Origin of the sequence: Bacillus sp. JJ1127 (genome assembly GCF_036965845.1) — a bacterium.
In the GTDB taxonomy this organism is placed as follows: Bacteria; Bacillota; Bacilli; order Bacillales; family Bacillaceae_G; genus Bacillus_A.
This window is the reverse complement of the sequence record NZ_JBALQK010000060.1, coordinates 1-24,039: the sequence shown is the minus strand read 5'-3', so window position 1 is coordinate 24,039 and position 24,039 is coordinate 1. Positions and strand designations below refer to the sequence as shown.

30 protein-coding genes and 2 pseudogenes are annotated in these 24,039 nt (G+C 36.4%); 7 read left to right on the top strand and 25 right to left on the bottom strand.

From position 1 onward, the window contains the following. Positions 1 to 159: 159 nt before the first annotated feature. The gene (gene ucpA, locus V7183_RS07905; protein ID WP_335359145.1) at positions 160 to 954 is read right to left on the bottom strand and encodes an SDR family oxidoreductase UcpA; all 795 of its coding nucleotides are present in this window, start codon (positions 952 to 954) and stop codon (positions 160 to 162) included. A gap of 211 nt (positions 955 to 1,165) precedes the next feature. Here ucpA and V7183_RS07900 point away from each other — a divergent pair, with 211 nt between their 5' ends. Continuing rightward, positions 1,166 to 1,588: a YfmQ family protein gene (locus V7183_RS07900; RefSeq protein WP_335359144.1), complete on the top strand. Its 423-nt coding sequence runs from the start codon at positions 1,166 to 1,168 to the stop codon at positions 1,586 to 1,588. 124 nt (positions 1,589 to 1,712) lie between these two features. Here the strand turns inward: V7183_RS07900 and V7183_RS07895 are convergent, their stop codons facing one another. Continuing rightward, entirely contained in the window at positions 1,713 to 2,240 is a 528-nt protein-coding gene (locus tag V7183_RS07895; RefSeq protein ID WP_335359143.1) for a hypothetical protein, read from the bottom strand. 468 nt (positions 2,241 to 2,708) lie between these two features. Next, the gene (locus V7183_RS07890) at positions 2,709 to 3,977 is read right to left on the bottom strand and encodes an MFS transporter (protein ID WP_335359142.1); all 1,269 of its coding nucleotides are present in this window, start codon (positions 3,975 to 3,977) and stop codon (positions 2,709 to 2,711) included. Between the two features lie 118 nt (positions 3,978 to 4,095). Between V7183_RS07890 and V7183_RS07885 the strand changes: the two genes are divergently transcribed. Both V7183_RS07885 and V7183_RS07880 read left to right on the top strand, forming a co-directional pair. Then, positions 4,096 to 5,310: a helix-turn-helix transcriptional regulator gene (locus V7183_RS07885; protein ID WP_335359141.1), complete on the top strand. Its 1,215-nt coding sequence runs from the start codon at positions 4,096 to 4,098 to the stop codon at positions 5,308 to 5,310. 68 nt (positions 5,311 to 5,378) lie between these two features. After that, positions 5,379 to 5,558, top strand: coding sequence for an H-type small acid-soluble spore protein (locus tag V7183_RS07880; RefSeq protein WP_335359140.1), 180 nt, complete (start codon positions 5,379 to 5,381; stop codon positions 5,556 to 5,558). Between the two features lie 38 nt (positions 5,559 to 5,596). On the opposite strand, the pseudogene V7183_RS25935 reads toward V7183_RS07880, so the two are convergent. Both V7183_RS25935 and V7183_RS07875 read right to left on the bottom strand, forming a co-directional pair. Further along, positions 5,597 to 5,785 (bottom strand): annotated as a pseudogene (locus tag V7183_RS25935) (hypothetical protein); the annotation flags it as partial. Next, positions 5,745 to 6,289, bottom strand: a pseudogene (locus tag V7183_RS07875) (MMPL family transporter); the annotation flags it as partial. The pseudogenes V7183_RS25935 and V7183_RS07875, both read right to left, overlap by 41 nt. 449 nt (positions 6,290 to 6,738) lie before the next feature. Here V7183_RS07875 and V7183_RS07870 point away from each other — a divergent pair. Genes V7183_RS07870 through V7183_RS07860 form a run of 3 tightly spaced genes read left to right on the top strand, consistent with a single transcriptional unit; the run spans position 6,739 to position 8,055 of the window. Then, entirely contained in the window at positions 6,739 to 7,074 is a 336-nt protein-coding gene (locus V7183_RS07870; protein WP_335359139.1) for an antibiotic biosynthesis monooxygenase family protein, read from the top strand. A 3-nt stretch (positions 7,075 to 7,077) separates the two neighbouring features. Continuing rightward, positions 7,078 to 7,683, top strand: a complete 606-nt coding sequence (locus V7183_RS07865) for a dienelactone hydrolase family protein (protein WP_335359138.1) — start codon at positions 7,078 to 7,080, stop codon at positions 7,681 to 7,683. Between the two features lie 12 nt (positions 7,684 to 7,695). Then, positions 7,696 to 8,055 carry a hypothetical protein gene (locus tag V7183_RS07860; protein ID WP_335359137.1) on the top strand — a complete coding sequence of 120 codons (360 nt, stop codon included), beginning with the start codon at positions 7,696 to 7,698 and terminating at the stop codon, positions 8,053 to 8,055. A gap of 50 nt (positions 8,056 to 8,105) precedes the next feature. On the opposite strand, the gene V7183_RS07855 is transcribed toward V7183_RS07860, so the two are convergent. The 7 genes from V7183_RS07855 to V7183_RS07825 form a co-directional block, all read right to left on the bottom strand. After that, positions 8,106 to 8,501 (bottom strand): DUF5367 family protein, encoded by a 396-nt coding sequence (locus tag V7183_RS07855; RefSeq protein ID WP_335359136.1) that lies wholly within the window; start codon positions 8,499 to 8,501, stop codon positions 8,106 to 8,108. Beyond that, positions 8,491 to 9,066, bottom strand: a complete 576-nt coding sequence (locus V7183_RS07850; RefSeq protein WP_335359135.1) for a TetR/AcrR family transcriptional regulator — start codon at positions 9,064 to 9,066, stop codon at positions 8,491 to 8,493. The genes V7183_RS07855 and V7183_RS07850 overlap by 11 nt, the downstream gene beginning before the upstream one ends. Before the next feature lie 89 nt (positions 9,067 to 9,155). Next, on the bottom strand, positions 9,156 to 9,329 hold the full coding sequence (locus V7183_RS07845; RefSeq protein ID WP_335359134.1) for a DUF3951 domain-containing protein: 174 nt from the start codon (positions 9,327 to 9,329) through the stop codon (positions 9,156 to 9,158). A gap of 62 nt (positions 9,330 to 9,391) precedes the next feature. After that, positions 9,392 to 9,703, bottom strand: coding sequence for an AzlD domain-containing protein (locus V7183_RS07840; RefSeq protein WP_335359133.1), 312 nt, complete (start codon positions 9,701 to 9,703; stop codon positions 9,392 to 9,394). Next, on the bottom strand, positions 9,694 to 10,419 hold the full coding sequence (locus V7183_RS07835) for an AzlC family ABC transporter permease (protein ID WP_335359132.1): 726 nt from the start codon (positions 10,417 to 10,419) through the stop codon (positions 9,694 to 9,696). Before V7183_RS07835 ends, V7183_RS07840 begins: the two co-directional genes overlap by 10 nt. Continuing rightward, positions 10,419 to 11,249: a TrmB family transcriptional regulator gene (locus V7183_RS07830; protein ID WP_335359131.1), complete on the bottom strand. Its 831-nt coding sequence runs from the start codon at positions 11,247 to 11,249 to the stop codon at positions 10,419 to 10,421. The genes V7183_RS07835 and V7183_RS07830 overlap by 1 nt, the downstream gene beginning before the upstream one ends. Positions 11,250 to 11,270: 21 nt before the next feature. Further along, positions 11,271 to 11,981, bottom strand: coding sequence for an alanyl-tRNA editing protein (locus V7183_RS07825; RefSeq protein WP_335359130.1), 711 nt, complete (start codon positions 11,979 to 11,981; stop codon positions 11,271 to 11,273). Positions 11,982 to 12,491: 510 nt separating this feature from the next. Between V7183_RS07825 and V7183_RS07820 the strand changes: the two genes are divergently transcribed. Next, positions 12,492 to 12,875, top strand: coding sequence for a hypothetical protein (locus V7183_RS07820; RefSeq protein WP_335359129.1), 384 nt, complete (start codon positions 12,492 to 12,494; stop codon positions 12,873 to 12,875). Between the two features lie 436 nt (positions 12,876 to 13,311). On the opposite strand, the gene V7183_RS07815 is transcribed toward V7183_RS07820, so the two are convergent. The 13 genes from V7183_RS07815 to V7183_RS07755 form a co-directional block, all read right to left on the bottom strand. After that, on the bottom strand, positions 13,312 to 13,743 hold the full coding sequence (locus V7183_RS07815) for an NUDIX domain-containing protein (RefSeq protein WP_335359128.1): 432 nt from the start codon (positions 13,741 to 13,743) through the stop codon (positions 13,312 to 13,314). 299 nt (positions 13,744 to 14,042) lie between these two features. Continuing rightward, complete coding sequence (locus V7183_RS07810) at positions 14,043 to 14,816, bottom strand: flagellar hook-basal body complex protein (protein WP_335359127.1); 774 nt, start codon at positions 14,814 to 14,816, stop codon at positions 14,043 to 14,045. Between the two features lie 43 nt (positions 14,817 to 14,859). Further along, positions 14,860 to 16,173, bottom strand: a complete 1,314-nt coding sequence (locus V7183_RS07805; protein ID WP_335359126.1) for an ATP-binding cassette domain-containing protein — start codon at positions 16,171 to 16,173, stop codon at positions 14,860 to 14,862. A 15-nt stretch (positions 16,174 to 16,188) separates the two neighbouring features. Further along, complete coding sequence (flhA, locus tag V7183_RS07800; RefSeq protein ID WP_335359125.1) at positions 16,189 to 18,255, bottom strand: flagellar biosynthesis protein FlhA; 2,067 nt, start codon at positions 18,253 to 18,255, stop codon at positions 16,189 to 16,191. A gap of 23 nt (positions 18,256 to 18,278) precedes the next feature. Then, the gene (gene flhB, locus V7183_RS07795) at positions 18,279 to 19,325 is read right to left on the bottom strand and encodes a flagellar type III secretion system protein FlhB (protein WP_335359124.1); all 1,047 of its coding nucleotides are present in this window, start codon (positions 19,323 to 19,325) and stop codon (positions 18,279 to 18,281) included. A gap of 10 nt (positions 19,326 to 19,335) precedes the next feature. After that, positions 19,336 to 20,097 carry a flagellar biosynthetic protein FliR gene (locus V7183_RS07790; RefSeq protein WP_335359123.1) on the bottom strand — a complete coding sequence of 254 codons (762 nt, stop codon included), beginning with the start codon at positions 20,095 to 20,097 and terminating at the stop codon, positions 19,336 to 19,338. A 15-nt stretch (positions 20,098 to 20,112) separates the two neighbouring features. After that, complete coding sequence (locus V7183_RS07785; protein ID WP_097896206.1) at positions 20,113 to 20,388, bottom strand: flagellar biosynthetic protein FliQ; 276 nt, start codon at positions 20,386 to 20,388, stop codon at positions 20,113 to 20,115. 38 nt (positions 20,389 to 20,426) lie between these two features. After that, on the bottom strand, positions 20,427 to 21,185 hold the full coding sequence (locus V7183_RS07780; protein WP_335359122.1) for a flagellar type III secretion system pore protein FliP: 759 nt from the start codon (positions 21,183 to 21,185) through the stop codon (positions 20,427 to 20,429). Then, entirely contained in the window at positions 21,182 to 21,496 is a 315-nt protein-coding gene (locus V7183_RS07775; RefSeq protein ID WP_335359121.1) for a flagellar motor switch protein FliN, read from the bottom strand. The genes V7183_RS07780 and V7183_RS07775 overlap by 4 nt, the downstream gene beginning before the upstream one ends. Positions 21,497 to 21,508: 12 nt before the next feature. Continuing rightward, positions 21,509 to 21,868 (bottom strand): flagellar motor switch protein FliN, encoded by a 360-nt coding sequence (locus V7183_RS07770; RefSeq protein WP_335359120.1) that lies wholly within the window; start codon positions 21,866 to 21,868, stop codon positions 21,509 to 21,511. Between the two features lie 10 nt (positions 21,869 to 21,878). After that, complete coding sequence (fliM, locus tag V7183_RS07765; protein WP_335359119.1) at positions 21,879 to 22,865, bottom strand: flagellar motor switch protein FliM; 987 nt, start codon at positions 22,863 to 22,865, stop codon at positions 21,879 to 21,881. 14 nt (positions 22,866 to 22,879) lie between these two features. After that, entirely contained in the window at positions 22,880 to 23,104 is a 225-nt protein-coding gene (locus tag V7183_RS07760; protein ID WP_097896215.1) for a flagellar motor switch protein FliN, read from the bottom strand. Between the two features lie 64 nt (positions 23,105 to 23,168). Beyond that, positions 23,169 to 23,876 carry a lytic transglycosylase domain-containing protein gene (locus V7183_RS07755; RefSeq protein ID WP_335359118.1) on the bottom strand — a complete coding sequence of 236 codons (708 nt, stop codon included), beginning with the start codon at positions 23,874 to 23,876 and terminating at the stop codon, positions 23,169 to 23,171. Positions 23,877 to 24,039: the final 163 nt, after the last annotated feature.

Here is a 24,039-nt window from a genome sequence, read left to right as displayed (position 1 = left end):
ACTTCGCATGTGGTAGAAAGAGGTCCTGACCGCTTCTATGCATGGCCAGATGCTCTCTTCCATTTAAAAAGAGGGGTTTTATGTCGATTTTTTAATTGAGGTATATATAGATAGAGAAGAAATCTTCTACCTGTTAAGATTTCTCCTCTATGTGAAATATTATTCTACACCAACAGAAACAGTTTCCGGCAATGTGCTTCCGCCATCAATTACAATGTGTGTACCTGTTATGTAACTTGATTCATCAGATGCAAGAAAACCCGCCAATTGTCCTACTTCTTCAATTTTTCCTAATCGCCCTAACGGAACACCTGAAGCGATTCCATCGATAACAGTGTTTGGCTCATTTGGATCAGATTCATTAGCAATTTGCTCTGCCATTGGCGTCATAATATACCCTGGACATATCGCATTTACAGTAATATGATGCTTGGCCACTTCACGTGCTAGTGCTTTTGTAAATCCCCAAATAGCCGCCTTTGTAGTCGCATAAGCAGTTTCTCCTTCATCTGCAACTAACGTCCCTGTTACAGAGGACATATTCACGATTTTTCCGTAATTTTTCTCAATCATATATGGCAGCACTGCTTTAGAAAAATTCCATACGCCATTAATATTTACTTGAAATTGAAAATCACGCATTTCATCTGACATATCTAAAAAATTAGCAAGGCGAATCACTCCTGCGTTATTCACTAATATATCGATTTTTCCATATTTTTCGTATGCATCTTTTGCAATTTCTTTTACAGCTGCAAAATCAGTTACATCTACCTCATAACTTGCTGCTTCAAGCCCCTTACTCACAATTTCTTTTGCTGTTTCATGAACTTTTTCAGAAATATCAACAAGTAACACTTTCGCTCCCAATTCCGCAAATACATGGGCAATTCCAGCACCATTACCCATTGCAGCTCCAGTAACAAAAGCAACTTTTCCATCTAATTTTCCCATTTCATAGCCCCCTTATGATTTGTAGAAAACTTTTTCAACAACTTCATCATACCAAATATTCCCTTTGAAATTCGACACATCTCAATTTGTTGAAAAAAGTTCAAAAAAAGTGGATTATTCCTTTTTATGTCACAAAATGTACAAATTTCAACTATTTTCCCTATTGTAATATGAGTTATATTAATTTATAACACAAAGGAGATGGTAAAATATGACGACTTGGTTTATAGTTACGCTAGTTATTTTAGGTGCTTTAAAAATAGCAGTAGCTAGCATTCCAAATTCTGTTGTAGAGTCGTTTATCAGCAAATTTGAATTACATCCAAAACTTAATGAAGCGGCTGTTACCGTAACTATTGACGGAAAGCGCTTACAAGAAGAGGATAAAACTCAAATTATTGATCATTTTAACCAAGCGATATTTCTAGAGCGATATTATTTTCCTCCACAGAGCAGTGGGACCCCATTGGTCATTAATACGAAGAGGGGAAAAAACGATGTTACATTTTCTGTGTACAGTTACAACGATCACGTTGATGTATTCAAACAATACAAGAAGAAAATAGTCGCGTATAGTCTGCGTTCAGATAGTCTTCAAAAGCGTTCTATGTTAGTAACAGGAGATCTAGCTTAAAAGAATTTTCAAAGAAACGGCCTTTTTTTAATCTCATTAATAAATTAATTTAAAAATAATTCCTAAGTAAAAAAGGCTGTCGAAAAAAAACGACAGCCTCATACATAACTTTCAAAATATCACTCTATTGATTTTTCTTCGCTTCTATTTTGTCTTTTTCTGTTTCAGCCTTATCTAATGATTCTCCGATCTTTTTCTGCTTTTCTCTTGCTTCATCAACACTATCTACAGCTTTAATGACTTTATCAATACCCTCTTCATCAGCCTTCTTTTGCTTCTCTACTCTCGTTTTTTCTTTCTCTTCAATATCTTTTGCCTTCTGCAACATCTCTTCTGCATTTGACTTTACAGCTTTCTCAAGGGACGCATCTTTTTTCTTTTGCAACACTTGATTTGCATCGTCTTTTACTTCTAAATATTTACCATCTTTTAACGCTGATGCACCGTGATCCATCAGCTTGGCAACTTCCTTATATGATTTCGCTTCTTCCGTAGATTTTTCTTTTTCTGCTTTTTCGAACCACATAATGGCATCACTGTATTTTCCATCTTTTAATGCCTGCATGCCTGTTTCCATTTGGATATCATAATTATTGCTACATCCAGCCATTACAAAAAACAAACAAAGCATAGCAAAACTTATTTTTCTCATGATGTTTTTCTCCTCTTTCTTTGTTACACATCTTACTCATTTAATCGAATTTGCTTCTATACATACTTTATTAAATGTATCACACCTAAAAAATACTTTCAAAAAGAAAAAATCATCCAGTAATCTTAATACAACAAAGAAAACTGGATGATAAATAGATGATGAGATTACAAATTTCCTTTTATCCCGCTATTTGCGGGCAGTAAGACCCCCGCCTCAAAATTCAGCAAAAGCAAAGAAGTTAGGTGGGGGATCAACTGCCCGTAAAAGCCCGATTCGTTCAACTAATAATCAGTGGGGATGAAGAACCCCCCACTGATTAAAGTTTCACTTTATACCTTACTTCAAAACGCCCTATATATGTTTTTCGTCTTCAGATTTACAGCATACCACCCCCATGTAGCTGTATGGCTTTCTTCTCCATTTGTTACAACTTCATACACGTGGATAACATAATCACCTTGTTCATTACGCTGACACATCTACTTGTTTCTTCATACTCCATTGTCTTGTTCCTACTAATACAACGAAAAGCAATCCAGCCCCTGATGTTAACATGACAATACTAGTTGGAATCATATCTAATAAAAATCCGTACAGCATCATTCCAAGCGGTTGAATTGCTGTAGCAATGGTTTCAAGAAGCCCAAAAACGCGTCCTAAATACCCTGGATCTGTTGTTTTTTGCATATGTACTTGAAGAGGGACATTTATTGAAATCATTGTTGCCCCGCAAAGAAACATGAAAATGATATAGTAAATAAAACTTACTATCTTTGGAAGGGTAAATAATAATGGAAAAGCAGTACATAAAATTAACCCTGCAAATACAAACAAACCAATGCGAATAGAGCGGAACATATCATTCATTTCCTTACGAATGGATAAAATAATTGACGCTGCTAATACACCAACTGATAACATCCCTTCTACGATGCCAAGTTGCCTAGAAGATAAGTGTAAACTTTGAATAATAATATATGGAAGTGAAACAGAAAGTGCACTTAAGAAAAAGTTAATCCAAAAAGCCATCTTCAATAGCCCATAAATATCATGTTGCTGTTTCACATATAAGAAACCTTCTTTTATACTCATTAAAAAATCTGACTTACTCTGCTCTGTTTCTACTTTGTACAGATCAAATACAATAAATAACTGTATGATTACAGCTAAGAAAAATGTAATCCCATTTAAGAGAAAAAAGAATTTTATTGAAAAGAAACCAAACACCATTCCGCCAATAATCGGTGCTAAAATGGTCGATAAAGAAGCTGCTGTTTGATTTAAAGAATTTGCCTTTTGAATCCCTTCTTTATCAACTAGAGCTGGAATAGAGGCCGTAAAAGAAACAGAATAAAAACTTGCAAAAATAGATAATAGTGCTTCAGAAAAATAAATGAATAAAAGTGAAGGCCCAAATGTAGTAGAAATGACAAACATCGTTATCATCAACAGACCACTTAACAAATCCATACTAATAACAAGCAATCTTCGGTTCACACGATCAGCTACTGCCCCGGCAATTGGTCCACATATTAATCTCGGAATGGAGCCACAAATAAGTGCAATCGCAAATCCAACTCCTGACCCCGTTATTTTTAAAACATATAACCCCATTGCAAATGTATAAATTCCTGCACCTAATAAAGAAGTCATTTTTCCAATCATCATCAAAATGATATTTCTCGTTGCAATTTTCATCCTTGGATCATTTTGACTTATATTTACGTCTCCCATTATGTCACTCTCCCCTTAAAAGTTAAATTGTGTTAAACTTATTATATAATCATTTTTTAAATTTTGACAACAAAAAGTTTAATTGTATTTAACTTTTTTATAATAAAGGAGCAACTATATGGCTACTCTTGGTGAAAAAATTAAAGCACTGCGAAAAGAAAAGCGTCTTACTCAAACAGAATTAGCTGGCTCAGAATTAACGAAAAGTATGCTAAGTCAAATTGAAAATGGGAAAGCAACACCTTCCATGAAAACATTACAGTATCTTGCTGGCAAGCTTGAATGTGAAGCAAGCTTTTTACTAGAGGAAGACAACGAAGAAGTGACAGAACTTATTCCAAAAATGGAACAAGCTATAAAAAACAATCAATTTGAAGAAGTGTATCGTACACTGCTACCTATTGTTCAAAAAGAACTACCACCTACTTTAAGTACAGCTCGTTTATATAAACAATTTATAAGCGTTGCATTTAATATGAAAGATTACAATATACATTCCTATATTGAAAAAGCTATTCCGATTTTCAAAAAATATACTTTATATCGTGAAAGTACACAAACCAAATTAATGCTCTATTACGTATTATTTGTTGAAAAAAAATATGAAGAGTGCTTACAGCTTATCGCATCTATTCGAACAGAATATGAAACGAAACAATTAGAAATGGATCTTATCATGCAAATACAACTTTTCTTAAATGAAGCTATCGTCTTACTTGCATACGGTGATTATGAAGGGTGTGAAAAAATCATCTTACAAGCACTTGATTTCTCTAAAAAAAATCAAGTGTATTATAAAACAGATGAATTTTATCGCATTCTCTCTTACCAAAAAGTAATCATAGCTGATGAAAGCAAATACTTACACTATATAAAAAAATCTGAGCAATTTGCTATTTTTACAGAAGATTCTTTATCCATCGCGATTGTAGATATATTAAAAGCTTATTACTATAACACAATCACACATGAGTATACATTAGCCTTGCAGCACCTAGAGTTGTTTAAAGAAAAAATGCAAAACGAGCCAACCTTTAAAGATGACGGCATTTATTATCTTGAAAAAGGAAAAGCTTTATATGGTCTTAAGCAATATAAAGCGGCGTTAGAAATATTAGAACGAGCAACCATTCCAGATTATATGTTCCATCCATTGGATCAAGCATGGACGATAACAGCGGGAGCTTACCGCGCACTTTGCTATATGGAGCTCCAAAATAAACAAAAGGCGCTTCAAGAGGCAACAGAGGCCTTTCATGCTATACAAGAATTTCCTAATTCAACATTTACTTCGTTTATTAAAGAAACATTACAAATAATACAAAAACTTTAAATTCACTCCAAAATGGTATATTACTCCTCCTTTTTAGCAAAAATAATAAAGATGGGAGGAATGTAAGAATGAATGTACAACGTGCAAAAGAAATTTCCGAGTCATCAGAAGAAACTCATGTCAGCTTTCAAGGCATGCCAGTTATGATTCAACATGTTGATGAAAGCAATGAAACCGCCCGAATATACGATGCTACAAATCCAGATCGTGAATTAACTGTTCCAGTCAATAGCCTAGAAGAAGTATAAGAAATCCCACTTCAGTTTTATTTGAAGTGGGTTTTTTCTTATTTTTGTTTCGTTTCATATGAAATGAAAGGCCACCAATTTGCCTCTCCAAATATTTTGACCATCACCGGCACAAATAGTGTCAACATGACAAAGGCGTAAAGCAGTAAACCACATAATATTACGGTAGTTACCTCTAACATTGTTAACACACCCGATGGATATAAAGCCGCGAATGTACCGCTTAAATACAAATTCACCAGCCTTACCCCAAAATTGATTTTCTTTATGCTCTGCCGATGACTTAGAAGGCCAAAACAACTTATGCCCAAGGACTGCCATAAAGAATGGGACAAACGTGAGAAGAGCAAGTAGTAATACAGTAACGCCAACTGCTACCCCAACTGCTGATTGATATAGATTAAATTTTGGGAAACCAATCGCTGCGAACCCTACAAGAAACATTTGTGAAAATGTCGAAAGAGGAAAATTCAATTGATCTACTAAAAAAGCAATAATGGATTACTAATATAGCTAAGTCCCACTGTAACAAGTGGAATAAAAGCCGCAACAATAGAGCGGAATACAATAATAAGCACGACTAAAATGAAAACAACTGTAATCATTTCCGTCTTCTTTAATCCTTGCTCCGCATTTGCTGAAAAATCATTATCAATAAGCCAACTTCCCATATAATAATGATCTACTTTTATATTATCAATTACTTTATATAACTGCTTACTAATTTCTTTTCCCTCACTATTTTTATATGCAATAGTTTCAGTGCCATATTAACAAAAGAAATACTTCATAAATACAAGTTGAATCCCCGCTGCTTTTTGGCAGAGGTATTACTGTCTGCCAATAGTCGAAACAACAAATTTCATCTAAAATCGGCAAGGATACTTGGTATGGTACGTTAAAAATCATAAGATTTTGTACCATACCAAGTATCTGAAATTTCCACCTTGCCTCCTCCTTTCTCAGTTTAGGTTATTTACTTTCACTAAAAATTTGTTGTAATTTAGTTAGTGAAAGGCGGTGAAAATAATGTCTACAATTACTGCAAAAATACAAATCTATGTTTCCGATAATCAAACTGAAAGTCTAAAGACAACAACTAACGCTTACCGCAAGGTCGTTAAGTGGTGGGTAGTTGACGATAAAATACAGTTCATATATACATTGGAGGGGATATATTATGGATACGAAAAGACAAAGCAACGACACTTATTACGCAGTCATATTCACTTCTAAACTTTCAAAAGATACCACTGATTATAATGATGTTGCCGAAGAAATGGAGAAGCTTGCTAGAAAACAACCAGGGTTTATAGACGTGGAAAGTGTAAGAGATACATCAGGATTAGGCATTACTATTTCCTATTGGGAATCACTAGAAGCAATCAAACATTGGAGAGACAACATAGCACATACCGCAGCAAGAAAAAGAGGCCGTGAGCAATGGTATGAAAGATTTCATATGAAAATATGTATTGTAGAAAGAGAATATACTTTTCAGAGGGAAGATTTATAATCGATGCAAAACAAAATGGCTCTTATTGTTGTTCACGAAATATACGGCGTAAATAATCATATGCAGGATGTAATAGCAAGGTTTTCTTCACCACAAATAGATGTCTTCTGCCCGAATTTTTTACAGCTAGACCCTCCTTTTCATTATGATGAGGGAGAAAAAGCCTATTCTCATTTTATACAAAACGTCGGCTTCCATTATGGGAAAGAACAAGTTGAAGAAATGGTTACAAACCTGTCAAAAGACTACGAATACATAGGACTCATCGGTTTTAGTATCGGCGCAACAATCGCGTGGCTATGCAGTGACAATCCAAAGGTTCATTTTGTTATTGGCTGCTATGGCTCCCGCATACGAGATTATTTACAGGTTAAACCTACGTGTCCTGCTCTTTTCATTTTTCCAGAAATGGAGGCGAATTTCTCAGTCCCTTCTCTTATCACAGCACTACAAAAACAGAACAATCCACTACTACAAATTGAGCAACTTCCCGGTGAACATGGATTTTCAAACTCTTATACTACAAAATATAACGCATCGTCTACAAAACAAGCGTATAATAAAATAGACTCATTTCTTCTAGAAAATCTTCCTAAAAACATATATTAGAGGAGTTTTTATATGTCATTTACCCTACTCTTACTTGCTTTCTTTATTCTAGTTGTCATCATAGCGCTTACTTTCATTTTTATAACCATAAAAAAAGGAAAGTATCTGCATCGTCCTTATCGACATTCTTTTATCGTTATTTCATTGTTTCTTGGGCATTGGATTTTAGTGTTAACTGGCTTTTACACCATACTCCCTGACTATATTAGTGACTTTATTTTCCTACCAATTTGGTATTTTCTTTGTATTTTAGGGTTTATGGTTTGTTTCAAGGAATGGAAAAATAACCGGATCATTTCTATATCTTTCGGAGCTTTTTCTTTCATTAGTTTACTCTTTGGAGTGCTATTGCAAATAATTTCTAACATGTAAGTGTTTAAAGGAGCTATTTCAAAGTAGCTCCTTTTTTCATTTGTATATATTCAAAAATTTCTACGTTCCATCCAAATCGGAATGAACAGATACAGTGCATACGCAAGAACCATCCATATTGTGAAAGAAATTATTTGCTGTGATGAAAGCTGCGGAAAGATACTTGAGGAGTAATACAAGATGAATGAATCTAAAAATAAACCGATTCCAGTGCCGAATATTCCTAGTTTTATAACTGCATAGCGGGAAGAATCTATTTTTTGATACAGCCACATGACAAGATACAATGCGACTGCCGTACCGATTTCAAGCGAAACAATGACTTTAAGGAATGAATGTGATGTGATTTCTACGAGCACAACTGAACCAAATAAGAAGAAAAATGTTGAGGCTGCAAACCAAATACCGACAGAAAATAAAATAGTAACCCACAATTTATTGTTCATCCTTTTGCTCTCCCTCTTGTAAGAATACTAACTTTTGCACCAATACTCGTAATCCATCATATGCCTCTTCAGTAGAAAACAATGGATTACATAATGCTTGCAGTGCCAATCCATCTATTAACGCATTACACATGATAGCCCAAGTTTCAGGTGAGATTCCTTCAACGGGTGATTCTTCCCACACTTTTTGTAATTTTTTATTTTCATAGTTTAGCAAGTCACCAATCTTCTCTCTTATTGATTCATTATTCAATCCGCTTGCCACTAATTGAAAAAACAAATGATGATACATCGAATCTTTTGTACATCTACTTTTTGCTGATTGTAAAGCTTTTTCAATATGAAATTCCTTATCCATCTGCTCCCATGATGACTTACAAAATGATTCTGTTACTTCAAGTAATAACTGTTCTTTCGTTTTAAAGTGATAGTAAACCGTTCCTTGTGTAACATGGGCCCTTTCTGCAACTGCTTTTAGCGTTAGTTTCTCCATTCCTTGTTCAGCAATCAACTCTTTTGCTGCTTGTAACAGTTGTTGCTTATTCACAACATTAGGTTTTGCCAATGGAAATACCTCCTCTTTTAAGTTAGTTAGATAACTAACTTAAATTATACAGAAAAATCAGAAATAAAAAAAGGAAGAAAAGCTTACAATTAGCTTTTCTTCCTTCTATTTTTACCTTTATGGGACTGCATAGTTACAGAGTCACAAGGTGTGTAATATATTTGGGGAGTTGCCTTATTAACAAGCATTGTAAAAGTGATCAAACCGATAAGAAAGAAAATAAGCACTGTAAATAAAATAACACCTATCGTTAAAAGAATCATAACACCACCCCTATTATATTCGTGATATTACACTTTTCGATATAATATATGGTGAATCCTTGTTATAAGAACAATCGTAACAAAATAATCACAATCACTCCCGTTAATACTGTTCCTAGTAAACTACGTGTATAGATGGCCACAAGGAATGCTGGAATTGCCGCAATGACATAATCCCATTGCATCGTTTCGTGCATAAATAGCGCTTGTGCAAGAAGGGCCGCAAGTATTGCAATTGGTATATAACTTAACCATTTTAATCCCCAATCTGGAATTTGTATTTTACTAAACACAGCGAGAGGTAATACGCGTGGTATGAATGTGACAACACCTGCCCCAATTAAAAGTAGCAATACATCTAATCTTACTTCCATTTCTCAATCACCACCCCAATTGTCGCTGCTACAAGTGTTGCTATAATCACCGCTACGCTTGCTGGCATAAAAAAATGCGCTCCGTAGGCAATTATAATCGCCGCAATTGCGACGCTAAGATGGATCGCCAGTTTCGGTTTACTACTTATTAACTGGAGAACAAATAAGCCAATAAACATAGCCGGTAACGCATAGTCCATACCATATGTGTGAGGATCTGGTATCCATTCTCCAAAAAGTCCACCAATAATTGTAGCTATAATCCAATTTACATATGCTGTTACATTTAATCCAAGCATCCAGCTTTCGCCTAAATATCCCTTTTTGGCTGCGTGCTGCACAGCAACACCGAAAGTTTCATCTGTAATTTGCGAACCGATAATCATATTTTTAAAAAAAGGAACTTTCATGAAATAGGGAGCAAGTGCAGCGCTCATTAATAGATGGCGTAAATTCACAAAAAATACGGTAAAAATGATTGCCGAAGCAGGTGCTCCAGCTGCGTACATACCTGCTAGTATAAATTGCGCAGAACCGGCATAAATCAAAGTGGACATAAAAGCGATTTCTACAATTGAAAAACCGGCTGTTTTTGCGATAACACCAGCTGCAATACCGATACTTAAATACCCTAGTACCGTTGGCAAGCAGTCTTTCATGCCTTGCCTGAATGTTTCGTCACTATGCAATGTCATTTGTACCTCGGCTCTACTCATCACCCTTCCTCCTTCATTTCTTTCATACTTCGTTTTCCGGTTACAACATGAACTAAATCTATATTGCCTCGCCATAGTTTATCTAACTTATCAGGACCAAACTCCTTTGTAATTTCTTCGACTATAATATCGTGCCGAACATATTCTGTTGCGACCAGGACTAGCGCCGGATCGTACGTTGTCACAGCCCACGAGGTGCCATGATCTGAGAAATTAGCAATGAGTACTTCTTTTCCATCACGCGCAATCACTGTTAAATGACCACCCATTCGCTCTTTCACGACATCTGGCGTCATATAATTATGGTGAAATGTCGTCCCTATTTTTGTATCAGGTGCGCCAAAGAGGATCGAAAATATATGTACGCCTTCCTGCTCTTTTCTCTGAATCGATGACTCTAGCTCAGTTACCTGCTGTTCCCATACAGAAATCCATAGTTCTTCTTCAGCTCGCTCAATCATATTACGAATTTCTTTTATAATACGTTCATCTGTGCGAATATGAGAGATCACATCTACTTTGCGTTCTTGCTCTAAACTATTTAACTTCTGATCAAGAAAATCAAATGACTTTTCAAAATCCTTTCTCATTCGCTCCATTAACTCTGTTGCCGATACGGGAACATATTTAACGGGTTCTGACGGTACTAAGTGCACTGCTCCCTTATCCATCAATTTACCAAGTACTTCATAAATCATGGAACGCGGTACACCTGTTTGCTTACTAATCTCATACCCCGTTGCTGGATAATGCTTTAATAAGCCGATATATGCTTTACACTCATATTGAGAAAACCCTAATTTCTGCAATTCTTTCATAACTTCATCCATTGTAATCCCTCGCTTCGTTATTTAAACCGCTCGTACTTCAAAACGACGATTTTGTTTTCCTTTACTTTTCACTTTATCAATAACAAGGGAACCAATTTCATTTGTATATTGGACATGTGTTCCTCCGCAAGCTTGCTCATCAATATCTTGAATCGTTACAATGCGAATTTCTTGGATAGTAGGTGGGAGAAGATTGATAGCTGTTTTAATCATTCCTGTGGCATTTTCTGCTTCTGCGCGGCTTATAAGGCGAGTAGAAATTTCTTTATTTTGTTGAATAAGCTCATTTACCTTCATTACAATTTCATCCACTTGCTCGTTTGATAACTCTTGTAATTCGTTAAAATCAATCCGGGCTTTGTCAGGATAAATTTGATTTCCTGTACATAAAGATCCGTACTTTTCATATACAACTGCACCAATAAGATGGAGTAATGAATGATGACGCATTAAGTTATGGCGGCGTTCCCAATCAATTTCTAACTGAACTGGTCCAAGCTGAAACTGCGTCCCATCTTTCACATAATGAACCATTTCACCTTGTTCTTTCTTTACTTTTATAACCTCAAACGTATGCTCACCTTGTGTCATAACACCGGTATCACACTCCTGCCCACCGCCTGTTGGATAAAAGATCGTTTCTTTCACAAATACCTTGTCTCCATCCACTTTCGTTATCTCTGTTTGACAGCTTCTTTTATATGCATCTTCTAAAAATAAGGCTTCTGTCATGTTCCCACCCCTTTAGTAGTTATTGTTATACCTACTAATATAAAAACAAATTACAAGATAGTCAATAAAATTCTGAATTTTTAATAAAAAATGTCAAGTGGCAATAAAGTTGTTTAATAGCGTCAGTCATGTTATTCCATAAAAGGGCCATTTAATGGAATAAGGCTTCTAAACAAAATTGGATATTTCCCTTAATTAATCGGTATGATATCGTGAAGAAATGTACTTAAAGTAACGGAGTAGATTAGTTTAAGAAGAATTTGTATTACAGTTAGGAGAGAACTGATATGGGAATGGATGATTGTCTGCGAAGCAAGATTGTAACTGGGATATTATGAAGGGGTAGAAAGTGCAATTGATGCTAAATTTAAAAAAGATACTAAAATAGCCTCTTTTTTGGTTGTCACTAGTTTTTATGTACTTACCCAAAAATGAGCAAATCCATACGAAACAATTTGCCGATATTTAACATATTTTAAATTATGCACAAAAAAAGGAGGAACGTAGCCTATGTATAATGACAATCAGTATTATCAAAACAGAATCAATGAACAACAACAGGTTTCAGTTGAGTCAACTGTGATGCCTGATTTTTCTGAACCTGAAGAATATCGTCAAGGATCAGCATTCTTTTATGGTCCTTACCGTGGTCATGGATTGATCGACCGCTGGTTGAAATTGCCTGGTACTACTCGCTTTAGTGCGGTGTTTGCATCTATTACCGAATTAGGTGATATCGACGGCACACATGTATTGAAGCCATTCCAGGGAAGTGCTAGCATGGAGATCCTTAACGTCGTTCCACAGGACGACGGGACAATACGAGTACGGGTGAATATCCTCTGGGATAATGACCTTTGGTATCGAATTTCAGCTGTCAGATTTGGAGGGTGAATTGCTGAGAGAGTTGCCTACTCCTCATCCTGAAAACAACAAAACTATAGATTTGAAGTCCATATATTAAGGGGGCTATATTTCATTATTCGTAATACGAAAATTAAACAACTTTATTATTCCTAAAAAGTCATGACATGAAAGAAAAGCTGCCTTTTTAAATATTTTTAGCAATCATCTATTTACTTAACAGATAGATGCTTACGTTATTTCTACAAGCAAAATTAAATGTAGTGTAGTGTTTTCAAAACAAACTATAATCATTAAACGTAGGAAAAATCCCTGATATCGATCAAGAAGCAGGGATTTTCAGCATTTTAATAGACTTAGGGAAATGAATAAACTATTGTTACTTATTCAAGAAAAGCACTCGTTAGTGAATAAGAAATAACTCCTATTGTTGATTACATCTATAATTTAAATTATGATTGAAAAATCATAACTGGTCCATTCCAAAGTTCGATCTCCAATATTCTTTTAGTGCATTTTGTAATGTTAGCGTTAGCGGCGTTGGCAAACTTTCTACCGAAAACCAGCCTATCCGATCAATTGCATGCTCTTCTAAGTTTTCTGCTGTTCCGCCTATTGCTTTTGCCATATAAGTCGGACATACCCAGTGCACATTTTCTTCACGCAAAATATGATTCGTTACACATAATAACGATGTAATTTGAATTTCTAACCCTACTTCTTCTTGGATCTCCCTAACGACTGTATCTTCTACTGTTTCCATCCACTCTACTTTTCCGCCAGGCAGGCTCCAATGACCTTGTTCTGGTGCTTTTTTCCTTAGCACGAGAAGCAATTCCTTTCGCTCGTTTACAATGAAGGCCCCGGCGCCAACTCGTGGATACAATTGCTCATCCATTCTTATTACACTCCTTTTTACTTTCCCCTGTTTACAACATATATATCCATTTTGACTTTCCAACATATAAATCACGGCTATGAAGAATAAAAGGTGATCGCTACTTATTTTCTCTCTTTGTTTTCACTTGGCATGGGGCAGGAAAAGGATCTGACCGCTTCTATGCATGGCCGGATTCTCTCTCCCACCTAAAAAGAAAAGTTTTATGTCGGTTTTTCAATTTGTACTTATATATAATCTCTTTACTAAGAGTACAATAGAATTCCAAAAGAAAAAGGACTCCCATATGGGAACATCCTTTATCTTAGTATTTCATTCGCTTCTTTTTCATAAATTTTATCAAATGTTGTCATGACGCGCTGCGATGCTTGGACCATTTTTTGATTGGTCATAATATCCGCCATTTCTTTCGCCATATCCACATTTGAATTTTCTAGCATATAATTTCGAACAGTTGCTGTTCCATTAGGTAAATCAGCAATGTTTCGATCTGCTAGCGTAAAGCATTTGTTCTCGCGCTGAACAAGGCGTGCATGCGCTTCAGCATCTACTGTTTTCGTTTGTAAACGTGCAATATTATTTTTTGTAGTCTCGTCATATAGCGTACCGTCCGCTCCTACAGCAAGTTTTGCGCCTTCTGGAATACGAATACGTTCATTATTACTTCCAAGTACGAAAGCACCTGATGTTGTTTGTAAGTAACGATCACTATTTACTGTGAAATGACCATCTCGCGTTAAAAACGTTTCACCCTTGTTAGAAGTAACGAAAAACGATGAAGTACCTGCTGTTCCGTCATCTAAAAAGAAGTCTGTATCGCTATTTGTAATTTGCGTATTGCCTGGCACTAAATTTACATGGGTCGCAGCTGGTACAACTGCATAATCAGCCGTACCAATTGCTGTTTTCTCTCCATTACCAAGGCGATACGTATTTTGTGTATCAAACACTTTCGAAGTCATATTCTCTGCTTTAAAGCCCGTTGTTTGCGCATTTGCTACGTTATTCGCATGTACATTTACGTGCTGCATGTAGTTCATCATACCCATAGAGCCTATATAAATACCATTCATATTAATTTGAATAAGACAACCGCCTTATTCCTCACCTCTCTTCTTATGATGTTTGTAACATTTGTTTTGCTAAATGTTCCGCTGTAGCGATATGTATATGTTGCTTCACATCTTGCCCATCTGTCATGAAGACGATAGGGGCGGATGAGACTGCTGGAATTTTCAATAACTCACCACTGCTTGCTGTTTCATCAAATTTTGTAAATACAATCCCATCGATATGAATATCTTTAAAGTTCGTAATGATTTCAATCATATCTTTACTTTTCATAGAAGCTGATAACGTTAAACAAATATAGTCCGGCTCTACTTGTTTCATCGTTTCGATCATCTCTTCAACCGTTTCTGATGTACGATAATTTTTTCCAGCTGTATCAATTAAGATATAATCTACACGGGCTTCTTCTTTAAAGTAAGTGAGCGCTCTTGTCATCGCTGCTTCACCCTGCACCGCAATGACTTCCGCTCCAATTGTCTTCACGTTATCTTGAAGCTGCTGCACCGTTCCGATGCGAGAATGATCCGTTGTAATAAAACCAACCGTTTTCTTCTGACCGTGAAGCTGCCATGCTATTTTCGCAAGTGTTGTCGTTTTTCCAACACCAGTTGGGCCGATTAATGCGATGGTCTGTACACCTTTTTCAAATACATTCTCTGTATGGAAATGCGTTCTCATATCTTCTAATATGAACTCGATTACTTCTTCTTCCGTAATCATCGTCGCGTTCTCAAACTTCACTTTCAGTTTTTCCGCATACGCACGAATAAAATACTGTTCCACATCACTTTGTTCTAGCATCCGAATGACTTTTTGGATAATAAATGGTACAGATTGTTGTTCTTCTTGTTGTACTGGAACTTCTTTCTTGCTTTCAGCGACTACTTGCACAGAACCAAGCTTGTTCTCTTTCGGAGGCGCTGTTCTCTTCGTCTGTTTCACAACTGTAATTCCTTGCTGAAACAGCTTCAATAATTTCTGTTTTTTCTGTGCCAATTCCTCACTATTTCCTGTTTGAATGGCCACATAAGAAATGGAACTCGTTGTATGTTCTAAGTTATGTAGCACCGATTGAATATGATTCGCTCTGACGATTTCTTCTGACGGTTCATTAATCATACCCATCAATTGTGCATGAAATTCTGGTGCTTCCATACTCTCTTCGCTTTTCTTATCTTCTGGAAAGGCAACTAACATTTCATATTTCTTTTTCCAAAAGAACGGGACGCTTCGCTTCACACTTTCATCGACAACATAGTAATAATCCGTACCATACTGCTCAAACAATTTACGATACAATTCGTTTTTCGAAGCAGCTTTAATTCGTTTTAACGCTTCCTTCTTTTCTGTGCTTTCCACAATCTCACCTCCCTACTATTCGATATAAGCAATTTGATCCACAACAATTTCTGGTGCAAGTTCGCTAATACATAACACTTTTGCCTCTATTTGATAACGATCAAGAAGCCTTACAATTCCGAATCTGAAATCTTTTCTGCGTGTTAATAAAACTGGATCTCTTCCCATTAAGCGCGCTTGTTTGAAAATATGCTGTACTTGCTCTATAACACGTGTTTCTAATTCTAAATCCCAGTTTAATAAATAACCTTGGTACGAGTTATTGACAACATCCGCATCCAGTTCAAGAGAATCAGCGAAAAGTGCCGCATAAATTTTCCCGTCAGGATTTTTCGCATGCTCACAAATGACTTTGGAAATACATTCACGAACAAATGCAGTCACACCATCGACATGACTTTGATAAATTTCTTTCCCATCGATAATTCCTTCAATAATTGTTGGTAAGTCCCGAATTGAAATTCCTTCTTTTAGAAGCTGTTTCACAACATTTTGAACAAGTGATAGATCAATTTCTTTCTTCTTGATCTCTTCTAATAGAACGCCGTGATCATTTTCAAGCGATTGAATTAAATCTTTCACATGTTGACGCTGGATAAGCTCATGAAGATTACGGCGAATAATTACATCTAAATGCGTAATTAATATACTAAGCGGCTCTAATACTTGATAGCCTTTCATCTGCGCATCTTGAACCATATGCTCTAAAATCCAGTATCCGTCTTCACCGAAAATTGGATCTTTTGCTGGTTCTGCATCTAAATCAGCCATCACATTTGGCGTTTTCAGCGCTAATAAATAACCTGATTTTAAAACACCTTCTGCAGCTTTTGCACCTTTAATCCGGATCATATAGCGCCCACGTGGCCTAAAGCTCGTATTATCTTTAAAGTTAATTCCTGGAACGTTAATACCAAGATCAGTAATAATGGATTTCCTCATAAGAACCACTTTGTCGCGGGCCGTTTCTCCGTTAATCTTTTGTTTCACAAGCGCCGCTAAGTCTAATCCTAGCTCCACGATAATTGGATATTTATCTGTAAATACCCCAAACGAATCTTCTACTTGTTGCAGTTGATCTTCATCGTTTTGAATCATTTCTATTTCTTTCTGCAACTCAGCATCTTTCTCCCTTTGTATCCGTTTTTTATTGCGGAACCCTAAGAACATAATCGTGCCGCCAACAAGTGTAAATGGTAAGAATGGCAGTGGCGTAAAGATACCCATTGCGATAAATATACCGCCAAGCGCATAAACAACGACTTCATGCGCCATTAACTCTTTAAAGATACCTTCAGTCACTGTATCAGGTGAACCATCAAATACACGCGTTACGATAATACCTGTCGAAATTGCCAGCAGTAACGAACCAATTTGGTTGACGATTCCATCACCGACAGTTAGCTGCGTATAATGAAGGGCAGCCTCTGCAAAGGTCATACCTTGCTGCATCATCCCGACAATTAAGCCGAAAATAATGTTAACGAATAAAATGACAATCCCGAAAATAACGTCCCCTTTAATGAACTTTCCGGCACCATCCATCGCTCCGTAAAACTCTGTTTCCATATTTAATTTCTTTCGTTTGGCCTGTGCATCTTTGTCTGTAATAATACGCTGGTTTAAATCAGCATCGATGGACATTTGTTTCCCTGGTAAGGAATCAAGTGTAAAACGTGCCGCAACCTCGGCAGTACGAGATGCACCGTTCGCTACGATAAACTGGAAAATAATTAGCACAGTAAAAATAACGATACCAATTAATAAATTCCCGCCAATTACGAACTGACCAAACTCTTCAATAACATGACCAGCATTCCCGTTTGTTAAAATCGCCCGCGTTGTCGAAACGTTAATCGATACGCGGAAAATCCCGATTAATAACAGCATAGTCGGAAATGCCTTTAGTTCGTCCCACTCTTTAATACTTGTTGCTCGCATATAAATAAGCACTGACATGCTTAATAAAAAGACGATAATAATATCAAGTATAAATGGCGGAAGTGGAATTAAGAGCGCCACAACGAATGACGCTGCTAAAAAGATAGAAAAATAGGTTCTTGCAGAATCTATCTTAAACAAAGAGATCTCCTCCAAACGCGCTTTTATACTTCAATTTGTTTCGTTTGAATTAAATAGCGCATAACTTCAATGACAGCTACATATAAATCTTCTGGAATCGTCTCCTCTTCCTCAACTTGGTAATATAAAGACCGAGCAAGCGGACGATTTTCCACCATTGGTATTTCTTGTTCACGGGCAAGTGTACGCATATATAATGCAAGCTCATCTTCCCCTTTTGCCACCACAATCGGCGCAGCGTCAACGTGTTTATTGTAACGAAGCGCAACCGAAATGTGCGTTGGGTTATTAACAATAAACGTGGCGCCATCCATTTTCTTTGCAATTGTCCCTTGCAAAATGGCATGCATAAAGTTTTTTCGTTTCCCCTTTACTTGCGGGTCCCCTTCATTATCTTTATGCTCTTGTTTTACTTCTTCTTTTTTCATTTTGATATCTTGCTCGTATTCCCATTTTTGATAAATGAAATCAATAATAGAAAGTACAATTAAAATAATTAAAATCGATAAAAAGATAAATTTAATTTCTCTTATAATTTCTGTCAGCGATGCCGTCCAGTTAAATCCAATCATGCTGACGATTTTCTCTAAATTCCTTTTAAAGAGAACATACGCAACATAGCCGATTAAGCACATATAAAACAATGACTTTAAAATATCTACTAAACTTTTACGGCTAAACAACCTCGTAAAATAGTTTTTCGGATTAATGCGCGATGCCTTTGGTTTAATTACTTTAGAAGAAAATAAGAAACCGACTTGAATCATATAATTGAACAGATGAAATATATAGACGAGTATTAAAACAGGAGCTGATATTTTTAAAAGCAGCATCCCCATTAAATAAAAATACTCCGTCACATCAGTATTCTTTCCAATTTGATCGAACAGTGCCGCGACAGAATTCGCAATTTCATATCCGAGCCAATCTCCGAAAAAATAAACAACCACTGCTAGTACAAGAATCGAAAATAAATTATTTAAATCTTTACTCCGGGCGATATTCCCTTCTTCACGTGATTTCCTACGCTTCTGCGGGGTGGCCTTTTCTGTTTTATTATCCTTTGCCATACGCGCCCCCCTATTTCGTTAAGAAAAAGTTAAATAGTTTTGTATATTCCTCAAGTAACACATCCGTCATATTTTTAAACACATAGCCAAGCATTGGCACACTCATCGCAATAAACAAAATACCGCATGTAATTTTAATTACGTAAGCATTCATAAACACGTTTAATTGCGGAGCATTTTTTGCGATCAAAATGAGGACAAAGTTAATGATGAATAAGCTCCCCATAAGTGGAAGTGCAATTTCGACCGCTGACGTAATCGCAAATAATAACGTCGCTAATAAACTATCTAAGAAGTTTGTTGTCAATAAATTTGAAATCGCCTCTGTATATTGAAACGACTTTAAAATCGTGGCAACAAAATAATCAATGCCGCCTAGTGAAATAAAAATAACAAGGAAAAAAATATCAAAAATCGTTGCTAATAAAGTCGATTGGGAACCAGCGTTTACATCAAATAAACTGGCCTGTGACAAACCGATATCAAAGTCTAAAATATGGCCTGCCATTTTCGGAATGTTCCACAGCATTTCCACGATTTTTGAAAGTGCTAATCCAATCACAATTTGCGTTCCAGCGAAAGCTACTACATCCCACACCGTTTTAATGTGAGACACATCCACTTTGTCAGCAATTGTAATGGAAAGCCCTAATCCAAATGTCACCTTGGCCATCGCTGGTATCGATCGTCCTGAAAAAAACGGCAAAAAATATAAAAATGAAGTGACGCGGCAAAACGCAAAAAACGTTGCCGCCCATAATTCCATATTCATTTCATTCACCTATCTTTAGTACGAGCGCAGTAGCGATGGAATTTTATCAAACAAATCTAAAATGAGCGTCGTTAATTCTTGAAACATCCACGGACCTAAAATAATAATAACAAGCACAATACTTGCCATTTTTGGTAAGAATGTCAGCGTTTGTTCCTGAATTTGCATCATCGCCATAATCACGGCGATGATAATTACAACAACCAAACTCACGCCGGCAACCGGCATTAAAATCATAGCCCCTTTATAAAAAAAGGATTGGAAAATATCTATAATTGGTGATGTATTCATTTGTATGACTCCTATCACATAACATCAGATAAAGGACTTCAGGCGACCGTTTTAAACATAATATCGACGATTTTTGTATATCCACCTAAATATACAAAAACAAGTATTTTAAACGGTAAACTTAAAATCATAGGCGGTACCATCATCATCCCAAGGTACATTAAAAGGGTACTAATGATTAAATCGATAAATACAAACGATAAATAGATGAACATCCCTGTCAGCAAACCTTTTTGAATTTGGGTTAATGTAAAGGATGGCACAAGTGTAAATAACGAAATGTCTTTCGTGTTTTTCGGTACCTCTTCCCCGCGCACTTTCAGCATCATTTTTAAATCATGCTTATACGTATGCTTTGCCATATACTCTTTCATAATGGGCGCAGTCTTCTCTGCTGCCTGGCTTACCGTTATTTTCTCTTTCGTCATTGGATCCCACACATCACCCTTTAATTGTCCAAGTACTGGCTGCATCGTAAATAACGATAAGAACAGTGCTAGACCGACAAGCACTTGGTTCGGCGGTAAGTTCATTACCCCAAGTCCTTGACGAGTAATCCCAAGAACAATCATAAAATAAGTAAAATGCGTGAATAAGAGAACAATAGAAGAAGATAACGATAACAGTGTTACAAGCGCAAATAACTGTACACTTGAATTACTCGTAAACTCTTTCCCATTTTCGAAATTAATAAAACCGTTTGATGCCGCATACGCTGGATTTACAAAAATAATTGAAAAAATAATTGAAAATACAAAAATAACCGCAACTAACGATATATGTTTCTTTATTTTCATGATGGATCCTCTACTTTTTTCGTTTCACTCTTTACCGCGTCTTCTAGCGCTTGTTGAAACTGATTTCCTGTTAATTGCACAGATTGCACACCGTTATTACTCACAACAGTGAACACTTGCTTTCCGTCTACTTCAAATAAAAAGGCGCTCGTTTGATGGTTTAAATACACGCCATCTTTCACTTGAATATGACCGTTCTCACCTTGCTTGAAAAACTGCTGTTTGCGCGTCTTCTTCGTCATATAATACGCACCATAGCCGAGTACGCCAAACAGCAGGATGACTTGAAATAAGGTCGTCATATACGACATATGACTCCTCCTCTACTCTTTTTCCAGTACTTGCTGCTGTGCCATCATCAGCGCAGCCTTTTTCTTATCGGCCTCGATTTCAGAAATAATAATGCCGAACTTCTCGTCCATGACAATCGCTTCGCCTATACCAACTTTCATATTACTTAAATATACATCCACTTTATGCCCAAGATTTTTCTCAACCTCAAGGACATCACCGACTTTTAAACTCTTAACATCCCCAAGCTGAATCGACGTTTTTCCAAGCTTCACGCCAAGTTCAAGCGAAATATCCGAAACCGTTTCAATATGTGCTTTTGCCGCTTCCTTTCGCTGCGCTGCATATTCTTCTAAACTCATTAACGATACAGGTGATACTTCATGCTTCATATAGATCCTCCTATTCTATAAAATTTTTAAATAAGAGCGCCTTACGCGTTCTGTCTTTTCCAATAAAACAATTAAACTTATGTTTTCCGTCTACATAACCACGGAGCTGATCGGTTACTTTCGTATGAAGCGGAATAATATCGCCTTCTTCAATTTGCTTAAGCTCACCAATTTTCATTTTCTGCTCACTAACAGCTACATGAACAGGCTTATACACTTGATTAACTTTCACTTCTACTTCAGAAGTGTATTTCTTTCGCTTATCAGAAGAATGTTCGACAATATTTTCAGATGTTAACTTGTCCATAATATCTTCAACAGATAAAAACGGAATTCCAATACGAACTGTCGTATTCCAATACTCTGTTTTCATATTAACGTTTAACAGCGAAATAATATCGCTCGCCGTCGTAATCTTTAGTGCATTTGGATCTGTCTCCGTCGTCACAAGCTTCGGCTCAATCGCAACAACACTTTCAAATGCTTGTTCTAAATTATTACAAAGAATAGAGAAAATATTATCCAGTGTTATAAACTCAAACGCTGTCAGTGGTCTACGCAGTGTAAAGCTTCGCTTACTATCTCCCCCGAGCCAGCATTCATGAATATAGATAATAAATGCTAGGTCCATCTCAACAACAATTTCTCCAAGCTCTGGTAGCCCAAGATCAATGACGCAATATAAATAATAATCTTTCGGCATCTTCTCCACATACTCACTTGTAAATGGAACTTGCTCAACCGTTGACGGTTCTAACTCAATTGGAATACGCATGCGCGCTGCTAATGCCTGCGACGTTTCCTTTCCAAAACTAGCTGCAACTGCCTGCAAACTACGTAAATGCTCTACACCGAACTTTTCCGGTCTATTAAAATCATACTCTTGTAATTTTTCCTTTTTGTCTGCTTCTTGCGCGAAAGCGGGCATCTCTGAACCATCATTCATCGCCTTCAGCAGCGCATCGATTTGCTCTTGGCTTAATTTATCGCCACTCATGAAAATCCCCTTCCCTATCCTTTCAATTCAACAATTTCGACGTACATTTTTCCGTTTTTCGTCAAAATGATTCCGGTTCCAATCTCTTCATTTTCCAACATAAGACGCACCGTATTTTTTGTCGAATTTTCAAGACGATACAATGTTCCTTTCGTAATATGAAGCAGATCCTCAATTTTCTTTCTTGTTTTTCCAATTTCAAAATAAATTGTTAATGGAATCTCATCTTGTAATTTCAAATCTAGCCAACTCCCATGTCGTGTTCACCAAAATTTCATTTTTTCTTATATGTATAATGAAATTTTAGTTTGAAACGTCGATATTTAATATTTTTTTAATATATCCTTGCGTTTCTTTAAACGGTGGTACACCTCCATACTTTCTCACATTGCCAGGTCCCGCATTATATGATGCAAGTGCCAAGACAAGATCTCCGTTATTCTGTTTCAAATAACCACTGAGCTCTTTCACCCCGGCTTCAATACTTTCCTCTGGTGAAAATGGATTTTTCACGCCAAGTTCTTTCACATTTTCTGGCATAAGTTGCATTAATCCCATTGCCCCGGCAGAAGACACCGTTTTTGGATTAAAGTCAGACTCTACTTCAATCATTTTTTGAATTAATGCTTTCGGAACTCCATATGTACGACTTACGCGATCAATAATATCCATATACTTCCCTTCATTTTCAGAACGTATATTTTGAATATTATACTTCTTCGTTAATCCCCACGTGTCTGCACTCTCATTATTCGTTTCTGGGAAACGCCTTGCAAACTCTTTTTGCGCCACTTGAACTTGTTCTACTTGTTTTGTTTCAGATGGCGCATCCGGCTTACTGACTTCTTCTACTTTCATAGGCTGCACTGCAGCTCCCGTCTCTTTCACCGGCGCACTTTGCAACGTTTCTTGAAAACGACTGCTCACAAAAGCCCGTGGACTACTTAACTTTTGCTGAATCTGTCCTTTCTTATATGAAAGAACTTCTTTTACTATATTTCCAATTATCATAATATCACCTTTTCGGTAAACAAAGATAATCTAATATTAGAGTTTTTTAAAAAAGTTTGCAATAAGCCTTTTAAAGAAATTTGTAATAAAAAAATAAATACTTTAAAGAAATTCGTAATAAAAAAACAAATATATTAAAGAAATTCGTAATAAAAAAACAAAT